This is a genomic window from Roseateles sp. YR242 (assembly GCF_900109745.1).
In the GTDB taxonomy this organism is placed as follows: Bacteria; Pseudomonadota; Gammaproteobacteria; order Burkholderiales; family Burkholderiaceae_C; genus Roseateles.
On the sequence record NZ_FOAV01000007.1, the window covers coordinates 23,808 to 37,730 of the forward strand.

The following is a 13,923-nucleotide window of genomic DNA, read 5'->3' on the forward strand; positions in this document are numbered from 1 at the left end:
TCATCCCGCTCAACAATTCGATATATTGTTGAGATCAACACAATTCCAACACGCCCGAAACATCGACGCTCGATATATTCAGACAGCACACATTGCTTAGACCGCCAGCAAATACATATCCGCTGGACAATATGTGTCGCCAGCATTTACCAACAGCCTCTGCTGGAATACTGTGCGGAATATCACAACTCGCCCCCGGCATCGATAAGCGGCCAACACCGCATGAATACTCCCCCCAGAATTTTGGTGAACGGAGTTATTCATGCAGCACAGCCGGAAATACGTACCTGAAACCCATCCCAGTTATCCGATCAGAAACAAAACAAATGGTTTCACGCTGATCGAGTTGATGGTGGTGGTCGCCATCATTGGCGTGCTGCTCGCGGTGGCGTTGCCCGCGTACAAGGACTATGTCGTCCGGGGCGCCATCACCGACGCCATTACCGGCCTGACCAACACGCGCGCCGACATGGAGCGCTATTACCAGGACTTCCGCACCTACCAGGCGGTTGGCACCACTGCGTCGCCGCCGTGCACGGCTGCCGGCACGACGGTGGGCAAGTTCAACATCACCTGCACGACCGCCGCGAGCACCTACACGCTCACCGCTACCGGCATTGCCAGCTCGCCGGTGACCAGCGTCGTCTATACGGTGGACCAGGCGGAGAACAAGGCCACCATCTTCTCCGCCGCGCTGATCAAGTCCGGCTGGACCAGTTGCTCCACCAAATGGGTCACGCGCAAGGGCGACGCATGCTGAGCATTCATCCCGGGAGCCAGCGCGCACGCGGCCTGACGCTGGTCGAGCTGATGGTCGTGGTGGCCATCATCGCGTTGTCCATGGCGCTGGCCATGCCGGGCCTGCGCGCCTGGTCCGCCAACGCGCAGCTGCGCACCACGGCCACCAGCCTGCAGGTGGCCGTCAAGCAGGCGCAGTCGGAGGCCGTCCGTACCTTCCGCCAGGTGGTGTTCTTCCGCACCAGCGCCACCACCTGCACCGGTAGCGAGACCGCCGTGGCCACCGGCACCCGCTGGGTGATCAAGCTGCTGCCCCGCGTCTCCACCGATGCGGCCAGCGCCACCTACTGCGGCAGCCTGACCGAGAACGCCCCCACCATCGCGGTCGCCGGCCCGACGGCGCTGTGTTTTGGTGGCCATGGCCGGCCCATGGCGCTGGACGCCAGCACCACCGGCGTGGGGGCGGCCTGCACCATCGGCAACGGCTCCCAGGTCATCTATGCCTTCAGCTCCACGACCAGCACGGCCGACCTGAAGAAGCTGCAGGTCTGGGTCTCGCTGGGTGGTTCCGTGCGGACCTGTGAATCCACGCGGGCGCTGTCCGACGCGGTGCCGGACGGCTGCCCCACCGCCAACCTCGCCTCCACGACATGAAAACCCTGCTCCGCCCCCTGGTCCACGTTCCCCTGCGGGGCGTGCAGCCGCACCGCGCTCGTGGCATGACGTTGATCGAGGTCTTGTGCGCCATCCTCGTGATGACCCTGGGCCTGCTTGGGCTGATGACCCTGATGGCGCGCGCCTCACAAGCCACGCTGGCCACCGATGACGCCCAGCGCGCAGCGTCCCTGGCCAACGAGCTGGCCACGGAGATGTGGCTGCAGGGCACGGTGACCTTGCCCAGCGCCACGCTGACCGCCTGGAACACCCGCCTGGCGGACGCCACCGGCATGGGCCTGGCCAACGGCGCCGGCACGGTGTCGGTGGGGACCGGCAATGTCGCCCGCATCACCATCACCTGGACACCCCCGGGCCCGACCCCCGCCAACCAACGGACCTCACGCCAGTACTTCACCGACGTGCGCCTCAACAACTGATCATGACGCTGCTCCGCCGCCTGATGTCTGCCGGCCCCTCCCGGGTGCGGCGCTTTCCCTTCACCCCGCGCACCACCCCTGCGCGTGGTTTCTCGCTCATCGAACTGATGGTCTCCATCGTCATTGCGCTGGGCATGATCGTCGCAATGGGCCTGGTCATGGGCAAGTTCGAGACGGCCAAGCGCGAAGGCGCCTCCTCCTCGGACATGTCGTCCACCGCCGCCTACCTCAGCTACGACCTGGACCGCCAGGTGCGCAACGCCGGCTCGGGGTTCAGCACCGCCTATGCCGAGGTGTTTGGCTGCGAGCTGACCGCCTCGCGTGACGGCGCGCAGATCCTGCCGTCACTGCAAGCCTTCCCCGCGCCTTTCGCAAGCGTGCCCACCACGCTGCGCATGGTGCCGCTGATGGTCTTCCCGGCCGTGGGCCCGAATACCGCGAAGTCGGACGTGATCCAGCTCATGTCCGGAACGGCCGGTGTGGGCGAGGTGGCCACGCAGATCCGGGTCAACAGCGTCCAGACCAACACCCTGCGGCTCACGGCCGCCACTGGCTTGCTGGCCAACGACCTGCTGCTGGTCAGCGAGTCGTCACGCCCCTGCATGCTGGAGCAGGTGAGTTCGGCCTACACCGCCAACAACCAGCAAGTCGACCTGGCGGGCACCTTCTACGCCTCCGTCATCAACGGTCAGGCGCTCAATGACCGCTCCACCGGTGCCTATGCGCATGCCATGAGCATGGGCAATGCCAGCAACGGCAACCGGCCGAAGTTCCTACTGCTCGGCGTGAATGCCAGCAACCAGCTGGTGCGATATGACCTGCTTCGCTTCGGCAACGCCGGCACCAGCCTGGACCAGGGCATTCCCGTCGCCGAAGGGGTGATGGACATGAAGGTGCGCTATGGCGTGGACACCAGTGCCACCGCCGACGGCATCGTGGACGCCTGGGTGACGCCGGACGACACCAGCTACAACGTCGGCACCCTCAATGCCGCCACGTCGCAGGCCCTGCTCATGCGCGTGCTGGCGGTGAAGATCGATCTGGTGCTGCGCTCGGACACCATCGAAAAGACCACCGTCGCGCCGGCTTCGCTGACCCTGTTCAGCGGCCTCGCCACCAATCTGCAGGCCACCTACACCGTGGCAGACCGCTATCGCCGCCACACGGTGGTGGAGGTCACCGTGCCCATCCGCAATGCCTTGGCCAATAGCGGCCGCACCACGCCGCTCTGATGCCCACCCTTTTCCCTACCGCGACCATGCAACCCTCCCCGCCCCATCGAGAACGTGGCGTCATCATGGTGATTGCGCTGATCACGCTGGCGATCATGATGATTGGCGCCGTCGCGGCCATGCGGTCCATGAATGCCTCGCTCGTCAATGCCGGCAACCTGGGCTTCAAGCGCGACATGGCCAACCAGGCCGAGCGTGCCATCCGTGCCGCGATGAGCGCCCTCAACACCTCGTCGGCCGACCTCACCGCCAGCCAGACGGCCCTGAACTACAGCGCCGCCATGCTGCCGACCTCGGTGGAAAGCATCCCGACCGCCTTGCTGGGCACGGCGCCCTCGACGGTCGGGGGGTATGGGGTGGCCAGCAACGTCATCGACCTGAGCACCAGCACGGCCACCGCCAGCAGCACCTCTGCGGCTGCCGCCGTGCCCTTGAACCTGAAGCTGTATTACGTGGTGGACCGCCTGTGCCAGAGCGCCGGCGAAATGTCCTCCGATACCTGCCTGACCTCCTCCTCCCTCACGCAGGGCGGCAAGAAGGTCGGGGGGCTGACGGAGGAATCCAAGCCGGTCTACCGGGTCACCGTGCGCGTTGATGGTCCCCGCGACGCGCAGTCGTTCTATCAGGCGACCTTCAGCAATTGAGGCGAATCAAGATGCAACGCTATTCCTTCCCGATCCGCCTCGGTGCGGCCGCCCTGGCCCTGGCCCTGTCCGGCGGCGCCGCCGTGGCCCAGACCACCCTGGGCAACCAGCCGGTGTTCTCGTCCGTCGCGGTGCCCGGCAACGTCGCATTGACGCTGTCGGTGGAATACCCGACCGCCGTCAGCAACGCCCACATCGACACGACCTACTCGGCGTCGTCCACCTACATCGGCTACTTCGATCCGGCCAAGTGCTACACCTACAGCTACAACGCCACCGAGACCAGCCGCTACTTCCAGCCGGCCGGCAATGCCACCAGCCATGTTTGCAGCGCCAAGTGGAGCGGCAACTTCCTCAACTGGGCGACGATGCAGACCATCGACCCCTACCGCTGGGCATTGACCGGGGGCTACCGCACGACGGACACCACCAGCAGCACCATCATTGAAAAGGCCTACGCCACGGGCCAGGGCACGACCAGCGAGTTTCCGGACCGCACCATGTCGGGCTCGACCTTGATTGCCGGCGCCACGCCCCTGTCCTGGAGCACGCTCAAGCTGCGCATCCAGGGGCTGGGCAACAAGCTGTGGTTCACCAGCACCGGCAACAACAACAACGTGTCCACCGCCACGGCCTATGGCTCCACCACCAGCGTGGCCGCCGGCACCGTCTACCAGGTGAGCGTGCGGGTCAAGGTGTGCGACACCACCTCGGGTTCGGGCGACCTGGAAAGCAACTGCGTGAAATACGATTCCGGCTACTACAAGCCGGAAGGCCTCATCCAGAAGTACGCGCAGAAGATCCGCTTCTCCGCATTCGGCTACCTCAATGACGCCACGCTGACCCGGGACGGCGGTGTGCTGCGGGCTCGCATGAAGTATGTGGGCCCCACCCAGCCCGTGCCGGGCTCGGACGCCATCACCAACACGGCGGCCGAGTGGAACGCCACCACCGGTGTCATGGTGAGCAACCCGGACACCACCGACGCCAGCGCCACATCCACGTACTACGGCATCACCATCAGCAACAGCGGGGTGATGAACTACGTCAACAAGTTCGGCGAGATCACCCCCGGCTCCTACAAGAGCTATGACCCGGTGAGCGAGCTGTATTACGCGGCACTGCGCTACTACCGCAACCTCGGCAATGTGTCGGAGTGGTCGGCAGCCACCTCGGCCAGCACCGCCAGCAAGACCACCTATGCCGACGGCTTCCCGGTGATCACCACCTGGACCGACCCCATCCTGTATTCCTGCCAGAAGAACTTCATTCTGGGCATCGGTGACGTCAACACCCACGCCGACCGCAACGTGCCGGGCGCCACCGGCAGTGCGGAGCCCACCAAGCCGTCCGCCGTGACCGCCGACACCGCGCTGAACGCGGTGACCTGGACCAACAAGGTCGGGGTGCTGCACGGCCTGGGCTCTTCCCTGGGCACCACTTCGCCCTACAACGGCTGCTGCAACTACAACGGGGCGCTGATCGCTGGCATGGCGTACTACGCCAACACGCAGGATCTGCGCAGCGACCTCGAAGGCACACAGACCATCAAGACCTACTGGCTGGATGTGATGGAGTACCAGAGCTACGAGTCCAACAACCAGTTCTACCTGGCCACCAAGTACGGTGGCTTCACGGTGCCGTCGGGCTGGGACGCGCTGGGCACCACCACGGACATCCCCGCGACGTCCTGGCACACCGGCGGCACCACCGACGTGGTGGGTTCGCAACTGCGGCCGGACACCTACTACACCGCCTCGAAGGCGGACACGATGGTGAGCAGCCTCTCCAGCGCCTTCGCCAGCATCGCCACCGATATCGCGGCCTACAGCTCGTCCTTCGACACCGCATCGGACACGGTGGACAGCGGCAGCGCGTCCTACGCCAGCTCGTACGACTCCAGCGGCTGGACGGGCGATGTCATTGCCTACACCGTCAACAGCGTGGCCACCCCGGTGACCTACACGCAGATGTGGAAGTTCAGCGCCCAGCTGGCCGCCCAGATGGGGACGGCCGGAACGGGTTGGGACACCGCGCGCTACATCGTCACCTACAACCCGACCACCGCCGCCGGTGTGCCGTTCCGCTCCGGCAGCCTGACCAGCACCCAGCTGACCAACCTGAACCCGAGCTGGACCACCACCAGTGACGCCGCCAACTATCTCAACTGGCTGCGTGGCGACCAGAGCCAGGAGCAGGGAGCGACCGCCTCCACCAGCACCCGGCTCTACCGCACCCGCACCAGCACGGCCATGGTGGGCGACATCGTGGACAGCGGGGTAGCCGTCCTGGGTGCGCCGGGCGCGCCTGGCACCTACCTGGCGGAAGCCAGCAACGCCGGCTACACCGCCCACTACAAGACCTACGCCAGCCGCCCCAACATCCTCGTCGCGGGGGACAACAATGGCCTGGTGCACGTCATCAACGGCTCGTTGAGCGGCACGGCGGCCGGCAAGGAGCTGTTTGCCTTCATCCCGAATGCCGCCTTTGCCGGGCCCAACAACACGCCGAGCGTGGACGGCCTGGCCTCGGTCGGCAACCCGGACTTCACCCATCACTACCTGGTGGATGCCAAGCCGGCCGTGGGGGAGGTGGACTTCAAGAAAACGGTCGGCTCCAGCCTCAGCACCAACGAGTGGCACAGCATCGCCGTGGGCGGGCTGGGCAAGGGCGGACGCAGCGTTTATGCGCTGGACCTGACGACGGCCAATACCGTGGGTTCGGAGGCCAGCGCGGCCACCCGGGTGCTGTGGGAGTACACCGACTCCGACATGGGCTTCACCTTCGGCACCCCCGTCATCACCAAGACCACGCAATATGGCTGGGTGGTGATCTTCGGTTCCGGCATGAACAACTCGTCGGGCAAGGGGGCGTTCTACATCCTGAACGCCCGCACGGGTGCCCTGCTGCAGAAGGTGGCCCTGCCCAGCAGCGGCACGACCGACACCATCGACAACGGTACCGCCGCCAGCCCGGCCAACCTGGCCTACCTCTCCACCTATTACCGCGACACCACCGATGGCACCATCGAATCGGTCTATGCCGGTGACATGAACGGCAACCTGTGGCGCCTGGACCTGACGGCGGCCAGCGGTACTTATCCATCACCGGTGAAGATCGCCAAGGTGACCAACTCGTCGGGGACGCCGCTGCCCATCACCTCGGAGCCGACGCCCAACATCGATGCCAGCGGCCGCCGCTGGATCGGCGTGGGCACCGGCCAGTTGCTGAGCACCTCGGACTTGACCACCACCGCACTCAACCGCATCGTGGTGATCCGTGACGGCTACGAGACCCGTTATGCCACCACGACCGACCTGCCCTCGGGCGTGACCTGGCCGATCATCAACAACAGCACTCGCTCCGACCTGCAGGACATCAGCACCACGGCCGCGTCACTGCCATCCAGCAAGGTGGGCTACCTGATCGACCTCTACAACGCCACCAGCACGGCCGGCTACCGCGTGGTCTACCCGGGCGATGGTTATGGCAACTACATGAGCTACTCGGCCATCCGACCGAGCTCGACCGATGCCTGCAGTTCGTCCGGGGTGTCCACCACCTTTGACATCGACCTTTCCACCGGGGCGGTGACCAAGACGCTCTACAACTTCGTGGTGACCTCCACCCGGTACGTGGAGACCGACGGCGTGGTGAAGCGGGTGGTGTCCGGCAAGCCGGCCACCACGACCAGCACCAGCACCACCCAGGACGGCGACACTGCCGCCAGCGTGGGCAGCTCCACGACCGGCGACAAGAAGGTGATCAACTGGCGGGAAATCCCGCTGCACGAATGAGGCTTTGACGCTCGGGCGGTGAAGCCCGGCCGCCTTACAGGCGCGGCGCGAGCCGATCCGCAGGTGCGACCGGGAACGGCGAACCCAGCACGGTCGATTGGCCCTTGACCTGGTTCTGCGCCTGGCACTTGTGGGTGCAGATGGTGGCGGGCGGCGCCACCTCGGTGGCGTCCTCACCGAACACCATGCCCATGCGACCCCCGCTGGAGACTTCCCAGCGCGAGGTCAGCCCGCAATGGGCTACCGTGGCGAGCGTGCCGTCACGCTTGACGATCTGGTTCACGCATGCGGCGTCCGTCAGGCGGGTGGCCACTTGCGGGCTGTCGCGGCCCACCAGACGGGATGAATAGTCATTGCCGAAGTTGATGCGCGGGGTCACGACCACGGTGGTGTCCTTGTAAGGCACCGCATCGCCTTCACGGTCACGGAACTTGCGGTTGTCGAAGTAGAACGCGCTCAGGGCGGGGTTGCTCGGGTGCGTTGCCAGCGTGTGAGTGAAGACCGTGGCCGTGCCATCGGCGCGGGCGACTTCCATCTGGAACACACCGCCGTTGGCGCAGTCCTTGGCCTGCAGCTTCATCGTGACCTGGGCACCTTCGCGGATCAGCTCGATGTCGGTGTCCTTCAGGTCCACATCGACACCGCTGGTCAGCGTGGCGCCGCGATGGTCCGGCGTCTTGGCCGCAAAGATGGGCGTGGGCACGCCGCCGGTCATGTCCAGCGGGTTGGCCGCACCGGTCAGGACGTAGTTGCGGATGCCGAAGGTGGCGGCATCGACCTCGAACTGCACATACTTGCCCTGCACCAGGAAGCTGGTGCCCACCTGGGCCGCCGGCACCGTGGTGCTGGTCTTGCCGCTCAGGCCGAGGACCCGGAAGCCGCCGCCGTCACAGCCCTTGGAGGAGGCCGCGGCCGCCATGCCGCCGGTGAGCGCGAGGGCCAGGCCCAGCAGCAGCGTGCGTGTGGCGCGGGAGGAGGTGGAGTGCGAGAGATGCGACATGGTGAAGCGTCCTTCCTGAGTGACGTGTTGTCGACATGGTGTCGAGGTGTTGTCGAGGTCTGGTCGATGGGTTCACCCCATCGCCTGCTGCATCGTAGGAATGGACACGCCGCGGCATCAGGGGCGCAGGTCGGGACTTGGGTCGGCCGGAAGTCGCGATCGATCGGGACTTTGGTCCCTGGAGCCTGGCGAAGCACGCTGTTACAGTGCCGCCGATGAACCCGGCGCGTGCGCGGCTGTCGCTTTCCCAACAGTTTCTTCTGGTCAGTTTTCCCATCCTGCTGGCCACCACCGTCCTGCTGGGCTGGTGGGTGGGGCGCCAGGTGCATGAGAGCGTGGTGCACCGCATCGGCGCCGACACGGCGTTGTATGTGGACGGCTTCATCGCGCCGCAGCTGCAGCATGTGGACGAGACCGGCCACTTGACTGACGCTGAGCAGCGTGCGCTCTTCGAGATGACGACCGATGCGGAGTGGGCACGCCGCATCGTCTCGCTGCGCATCTGGCGGCCGGACGGGATGGTGCTGTTCTCCAGCGACGGCCAGGGCGTGGGCCAGAAGCTCGATATCGACGAAGGCCTGGAGGCTGCCGTGTCGGGCAGCATCTTCTCCGAGGTCAGCGTGCGGCGGGGCCGCGACCAGACCGACCATGGCCAGCCACTGGAGCGCATGATCGAGACCTACACACCGATCCATACCTCCGACCGTGGCCACATCGGCGCCGTTGCCGAGTTCTACCAGTTGCCCGACGAGGTGGACCGCGAGGCCGGTGCCGCCCAGCGCCGCAGCTGGGGCGTGGTGGCAGGGGCCATGCTGGCCACCTATCTGCTGTTGTTTGTTCTGGTGCGCCGCGGCAGCCGCACCATCGCGGCACAACGCAGCGCGCTCAGTGCCCAGGTGGTCCGGTTGACGGAGCTCAACCAGCAAAATCTTCAGCTGCATGGACGGGTACGCAGCGCTGCGCGGGAGGCGGTCGTTGTCCACGAGGCCCTGCTGCAGCGCATCTCGGCGAATGTGCACGACGGACCCTGTCAGGACCTGGGCTTTGCCCTCATGCAACTGCGCAACCTGCACGACCGGATCGTGGGGCGGCCCGGTGCGTCGGACGACGACGTCGAGCGCATCAGTCATGCCGTGGAAGCCGCGATGAACGATCTGCGCGCGATTGCCGCCAACCTCGAATTGCCGGATATCGAGCCGCTCTCGCTGGCGGAGGTGGCCCAGCGCGTGGTGAGGGACTTCGTCGGCAAGACCCGCCAGCAGGTGGCACTGACGACGGACGTGCTTCCTGGCCTGCTCGCGCACGCACGCATCAAGACGACGCTTTACCGGCTGCTGCAGGAGTCGCTGGCCAACGCCTGGCGGCACGCACCGGGCAGTGAGTGCCGTGTGGACCTGAAGGCGGACACGCAGCGCGTCGTGGTGGAGGTCACCGATGCGGGGCCGGGCTTTGATGTGGCCGCCGCGTTGGCTGGGAGCCGTCTCGGCCTCAATGGCATGCGTCAGCGGGTGGAGTCGCTGGGCGGCGGATTCGAGATCCACAGTGAACGTGGACGCGGCACCACCGTCCGCGTCAGCCTGCCCATGGCCGATGCGGAGCTGGACACCCCGACACGACCTGGATCGGAGCCTGGACGATGAGCGAGATGATTGAGGTGCTGGTGGTGGATGACCACCCGTTGTTCCGCCAGGGCGTGGTGCATTCGCTGACCATGGACCCGGGGTTCCGGGTGGTCGGGGAAACGTCCAGCGGCGAGCAAGCCCTGGCACTGGCCCAGTCCCTGTTGCCCAACGTGGTCCTGCTGGACATCAGCATGCCGGGCTGGAACGGGATCGTGACGGCGGAGCGAATTGCCATGGCCTGCCCGGCCACGGCCATCGTGATGCTGACGTCGTCGGAGGACAAGGACAAGCTGCTCGCCGCGCTCAAGGCGGGCGCGCGGGGTTATGTGCTCAAGGGCGTCTCCGCCCGGGAGCTGACCCAGGTACTGCGTGCCGCCGTGGCGGGCGAGGTGTATGTGTCGCCGACCATTGCTGCGGAGATGCTGGTCTCGCTCACGCAGCGCAAGGCGCCGGACCCGTTGCAGGAACTGACCGAGCGGGAGCAGACCATCCTCTCCCTCATCGGGCAGGGCAAGACCAACCGGGAGATTGGCGACGAACTGCATCTGGCCGAGAAGACCATCAAGCACTACGTCACCAACATCCTGCAGAAGCTGCAGGTCCGCAGCCGTGTCGAGGCGGCGCTGGTGGCCAGCCGCCGCCCCTGACACCGCAGGCCTGAGGCCTCAGAAGCCCTTCATGTCGTAGCGCAGGCCCACCCAGAACTGGCGGCCAAGGCCCTGGTAGTCACGCACCGGCTGCACGTCGCGGTCGGCGGCGTTGAGCAGCTTGGTCTCCAGGCGCCACTGCGGCAGGAAGCGCCAGCTGGCGCGCAGGTCCAGCAAGGCGTAGCCGCCCAGCGGCTCCGTGGTGTCCGGACGGGCGCCGACGTCGGTCAGCGTCGCCCCCACACTCCACACACCCGGCGAATAGTCGGCCGACACGCTTTCCTGATGGGCGGCGCGGCGCGCCAGGCGGGCGCCGGACAGTGAGTCGCGGGCGTCCAGGAAGTCGACGGTGGCGTGCAGGCTCAGGTCGCCGAAGCGGTGGCCGCCCAACAGGCTCACGCCCTTGAGCAGGGCGCGGGAGGTGTTGTTGGCGCAGCCACCGTAGCCGTCCGGGCAGGTGGTGCCCGTGCTGTCGGGGTCATAACCGATCAGGTTGCGGACCTTGTTGCGATAGACCGTGGCCGACGCCTGGCTGGAACCGGACTGCCAGTTCAGGCCAAGCTCCACGCTGCGACCTTGCTCGGGCTTGATGGTTCTCACGCCGTAGTAAGGGTAGTAGAGGTCGTTGAAGGTCGGTGCGCGGAAGCTGGTGCCGGCCAGGGCGCGCAGCTTCAGCGTGGAACTCAGCGCGTAGCTGACACCCAGGCCGCCAGTGGTGTGGGTGCCGTAGGCGGAGTTGTCGTCGCTGCGCAGGCTCGCCTCCAGCGACGCAGGGCCGAAGCCACCGGTGTAGCCGGCGAAGTAGCCGTTGTTGGTGCGCTTGGGCACGTCGCCATAACCGTCGGCCTGCACCGTCTCGCCCACGCGTTCATAACCCAGCACGAGCTGCTGGCCCGGGGCGAGTTGCAGGGCGTTCTGCCAGGTGAACTGATCGCGGTCTGTCTTGAAGCGGGCCAACTCGGTGCCGCCGCTGCGCGAGTCGTCCGTGTTGCGGGCCACCTGCAGCGAGGTGGTCCACAGGGTGTTGACGACGCCGCGGTAGTCAGCCGAGATCTGACGCGTCTTCAGATGGTTGCGGAAATCCGGCGTGTTGTCGGGCAGGTAGTCCGGCGCCAGGTATTCACTGCTGTCGTACTGGTTGTTGAGCTTGCTCTGGGTGGCGCTGATACCGATGCGATGGCCTTGCACCGGGGTGAAGCCCAGACGTGCGGTGGCGACGGTGCGGCGGAAGCCGTCGTCGTCCGGGTTGTAGTTGCCGTACTGGTCGTTGGGGCGTACGGCGGAGACACCGCGCGAGGTCTCGCGGCCGAGGCTGGCGGCGTAGTCGAAACCGCCCTGGGCACCGCTGATGCCGATGTTGCCTTCCCGCGAGCGGTAGTCGCCGACGGCGACGTTGGCCGTGATATTCAGCGGGCCCTGGCCCTTCTTCGTGAAGATCTGGATCACGCCACCCACGGCGTCCGCGCCGTACAGGCCGGAGGCGGGGCCGCGCAGGACTTCGATGTGGTCGATGTCGCCCAGGCTCATCGCTTCGAAGGCCGCCTGGCCCAGGGTGGCCGAACCGACCCGCACACCGTCGATCATCACGACGGTGCTGCTGGTGCCGGCGCCACGCAGCAGGTAACCCGAGCTCTGGCCAGGGCCGCCGGCGCGGGTGATCTGCAGGCCGGCGTAGCGGCGCAGCACGTCTTCGACGGAATCGGCACCGCTGTCGCGCAGGCTGTCGGCGTCGATCAGCACCACGTCAGCGGCGCTGTCCTTCAGCGGCTGCGCTTCACGGGTGCCGACGACGATGACCGGTTGCAAGGCGGTGGTCGCGGTATTGGTGGCCTGGGCAAACACCGGCGAGATCGCGGCGGGCAGCAGCAGGGACAGGGCAACGGCGCGCGGGACGGCGCGCAGGATGGGAGATTTCATGGGGCAGAGGGGGGACAGCAAAACGCAAGGTGACCGCTTCCCCGCGGTCGGATGCGAACATGGCCTCGCGCGCGGGGGCGCGGCGAGGTCGCCTGTTGGCCGGTATCCGGGCTGGCGGAAGAGGGCGCTCGCGTGGCCTTCCCAGCGGTCTACGCCAGTGGCCATGGACGCAAGCGGCGTGATGCCGGGCATGGGGCCCGGCACGACGCCCTCCGCTTACCGTTGCGGGGGCAGCTCAGGTTGGGGCGGCTTCGCCCTTCCTGATTCCCGTTGAACTGCGCCAGCCGGACGGCTGGGCGCGAGCACCAACGCCGGGAATGATATCGAGATGGGTGCACGGCCGATGTGGCGTGCGCGCCACCGGGGCCCCTTACTCCAGGTAGTGGCCCATGCGCTTGCGCTTGGTCTCGAGGTAGCGCTCGTTGTGCGGATTCGACGGAATGCGGATGGGCACCAGGGCTTCGACCTCGATGCCGCCCTTCACCAACGCATCCACCTTCTGCGGGTTGTTGGTGATGAGCTTGACGCTGCTGATGCCCAGCATGCAGAGGATGTCGATGGCGTCCGCATAGTCCCGGGCGTCTTCGGCATGGCCGAGCTGCAGGTTGGCGTCGATGGTGTCCACGCCGGCTTCCTGCAGCGCATAGGCGCGCAGCTTTTCCACCAGACCAATGCCCCGGCCTTCATGGCCGCGCATGTAGATGACCACGCCGCCTTCTTCCTTGGAGATCAGGTCCAGCGCCGCATGCAGTTGTGGGCCGCAGTCACAGCGCAGGGATTGAAAGACGTCGCCGGTCAGGCATTCGCTGTGCAGGCGCAACAAGCCCCCGCGAGCCTTCAGCGGGCCGACGGAGAGGACCAGGTGCTCCGAGCCGGAGGTGGGGCTGCGGAAGGCGCGTGCCTGGAAATCACCCATGGGGGACGGCAGATGCACCACTTCCCACTCCTGCGCACCTTGGGACGCCAAGGGGATCTTTTCACAGTGATTCACAACAGCCATCTTCAACACCCAATCACAACGGTCACGGCGGCAAAAAGCCGGGGAAACCCGAGAATTTAACTCCGTTCAGCCTACACCTGCCGTCAAGGGGGTGCTTGTCGCCCTGGTTGGGGCGTGGCGTCGCCCGGGTGTTCACCCGGTTGGCGCACGGCTTGCCCCTCGTTCAGGCGCGTTGCGGGGTCCCCGGGATGTCGGGTTCCCAGCCCTGTGGTAGCTTGATGCTTCGTCCTCC

11 protein-coding genes and 1 riboswitch are annotated in these 13,923 nt (G+C 66.3%); of the genes, 8 read left to right on the plus strand and 3 right to left on the minus strand.

Features of this window, described 5'->3' with window-relative positions:
• Positions 1 to 262 precede the first annotated feature (262 nt).
• From BMY53_RS14480 to BMY53_RS14505, 6 genes are all read left to right on the plus strand, one after another.
• Positions 263 to 760 carry a type IV pilin protein gene (locus BMY53_RS14480; RefSeq protein ID WP_092947198.1) on the plus strand — a complete coding sequence of 166 codons (498 nt, stop codon included), beginning with the start codon at positions 263 to 265 and terminating at the stop codon, positions 758 to 760.
• Positions 754 to 1,392, plus strand: coding sequence for a prepilin-type N-terminal cleavage/methylation domain-containing protein (locus BMY53_RS14485; RefSeq protein ID WP_177200887.1), 639 nt, complete (start codon positions 754 to 756; stop codon positions 1,390 to 1,392). Before BMY53_RS14480 ends, BMY53_RS14485 begins: the two co-directional genes overlap by 7 nt.
• A complete protein-coding gene (locus BMY53_RS14490) occupies positions 1,389 to 1,832 on the plus strand; it encodes a type IV pilus modification PilV family protein (protein ID WP_092947200.1) in 444 nt (147 codons plus the stop codon). The genes BMY53_RS14485 and BMY53_RS14490 overlap by 4 nt, the downstream gene beginning before the upstream one ends.
• A 2-nt stretch (positions 1,833 to 1,834) precedes the next feature.
• Positions 1,835 to 3,064, plus strand: a complete 1,230-nt coding sequence (locus tag BMY53_RS14495; RefSeq protein WP_092947201.1) for a PilW family protein — start codon at positions 1,835 to 1,837, stop codon at positions 3,062 to 3,064.
• A gap of 65 nt (positions 3,065 to 3,129) precedes the next feature.
• Entirely contained in the window at positions 3,130 to 3,708 is a 579-nt protein-coding gene (locus BMY53_RS14500; protein WP_092947202.1) for a pilus assembly PilX family protein, read from the plus strand.
• A gap of 11 nt (positions 3,709 to 3,719) precedes the next feature.
• On the plus strand, positions 3,720 to 7,505 hold the full coding sequence (locus tag BMY53_RS14505) for a pilus assembly protein (protein WP_092947203.1): 3,786 nt from the start codon (positions 3,720 to 3,722) through the stop codon (positions 7,503 to 7,505).
• A 34-nt stretch (positions 7,506 to 7,539) separates the two neighbouring features.
• On the opposite strand, the gene BMY53_RS14510 is transcribed toward BMY53_RS14505, so the two are convergent.
• The gene (locus BMY53_RS14510) at positions 7,540 to 8,505 is read right to left on the minus strand and encodes a hypothetical protein (protein ID WP_218151240.1); all 966 of its coding nucleotides are present in this window, start codon (positions 8,503 to 8,505) and stop codon (positions 7,540 to 7,542) included.
• Positions 8,506 to 8,720: 215 nt separating this feature from the next.
• Here BMY53_RS14510 and BMY53_RS14515 point away from each other — a divergent pair, with 215 nt between their 5' ends.
• Positions 8,721 to 10,145: a sensor histidine kinase gene (locus BMY53_RS14515; RefSeq protein ID WP_092947204.1), complete on the plus strand. Its 1,425-nt coding sequence runs from the start codon at positions 8,721 to 8,723 to the stop codon at positions 10,143 to 10,145.
• Complete coding sequence (locus BMY53_RS14520; RefSeq protein ID WP_092947205.1) at positions 10,142 to 10,774, plus strand: response regulator; 633 nt, start codon at positions 10,142 to 10,144, stop codon at positions 10,772 to 10,774. The genes BMY53_RS14515 and BMY53_RS14520 overlap by 4 nt, the downstream gene beginning before the upstream one ends.
• An 18-nt stretch (positions 10,775 to 10,792) precedes the next feature.
• On the opposite strand, the gene BMY53_RS14525 is transcribed toward BMY53_RS14520, so the two are convergent.
• Complete coding sequence (locus tag BMY53_RS14525; protein ID WP_092947206.1) at positions 10,793 to 12,691, minus strand: TonB-dependent receptor domain-containing protein; 1,899 nt, start codon at positions 12,689 to 12,691, stop codon at positions 10,793 to 10,795.
• A 79-nt stretch (positions 12,692 to 12,770) separates the two neighbouring features.
• Positions 12,771 to 13,016: riboswitch (cobalamin riboswitch) on the minus strand.
• Between the two features lie 45 nt (positions 13,017 to 13,061).
• A complete protein-coding gene (gene ribA, locus BMY53_RS14530; RefSeq protein WP_255370208.1) occupies positions 13,062 to 13,658 on the minus strand; it encodes a GTP cyclohydrolase II in 597 nt (198 codons plus the stop codon).
• Positions 13,659 to 13,923 lie beyond the last annotated feature (265 nt).

Coding starts and splice junctions, on each gene's coding strand:
- BMY53_RS14480 (WP_092947198.1), top strand. CDS start 263: ATGCAGCACAGCCGGAAATACGTACCTGAAACCCATCCCAGTTATCCG.
- BMY53_RS14485 (WP_177200887.1), top strand. CDS start 754: ATGCTGAGCATTCATCCCGGGAGCCAGCGCGCACGCGGCCTGACGCTG.
- BMY53_RS14490 (WP_092947200.1), top strand. CDS start 1,389: ATGAAAACCCTGCTCCGCCCCCTGGTCCACGTTCCCCTGCGGGGCGTG.
- BMY53_RS14495 (WP_092947201.1), top strand. CDS start 1,835: ATGACGCTGCTCCGCCGCCTGATGTCTGCCGGCCCCTCCCGGGTGCGG.
- BMY53_RS14500 (WP_092947202.1), top strand. CDS start 3,130: ATGGTGATTGCGCTGATCACGCTGGCGATCATGATGATTGGCGCCGTC.
- BMY53_RS14505 (WP_092947203.1), top strand. CDS start 3,720: ATGCAACGCTATTCCTTCCCGATCCGCCTCGGTGCGGCCGCCCTGGCC.
- BMY53_RS14510 (WP_218151240.1), bottom strand. CDS start 8,505: ATGTCGCATCTCTCGCACTCCACCTCCTCCCGCGCCACACGCACGCTG.
- BMY53_RS14515 (WP_092947204.1), top strand. CDS start 8,721: ATGAACCCGGCGCGTGCGCGGCTGTCGCTTTCCCAACAGTTTCTTCTG.
- BMY53_RS14520 (WP_092947205.1), top strand. CDS start 10,142: ATGAGCGAGATGATTGAGGTGCTGGTGGTGGATGACCACCCGTTGTTC.
- BMY53_RS14525 (WP_092947206.1), bottom strand. CDS start 12,691: ATGAAATCTCCCATCCTGCGCGCCGTCCCGCGCGCCGTTGCCCTGTCC.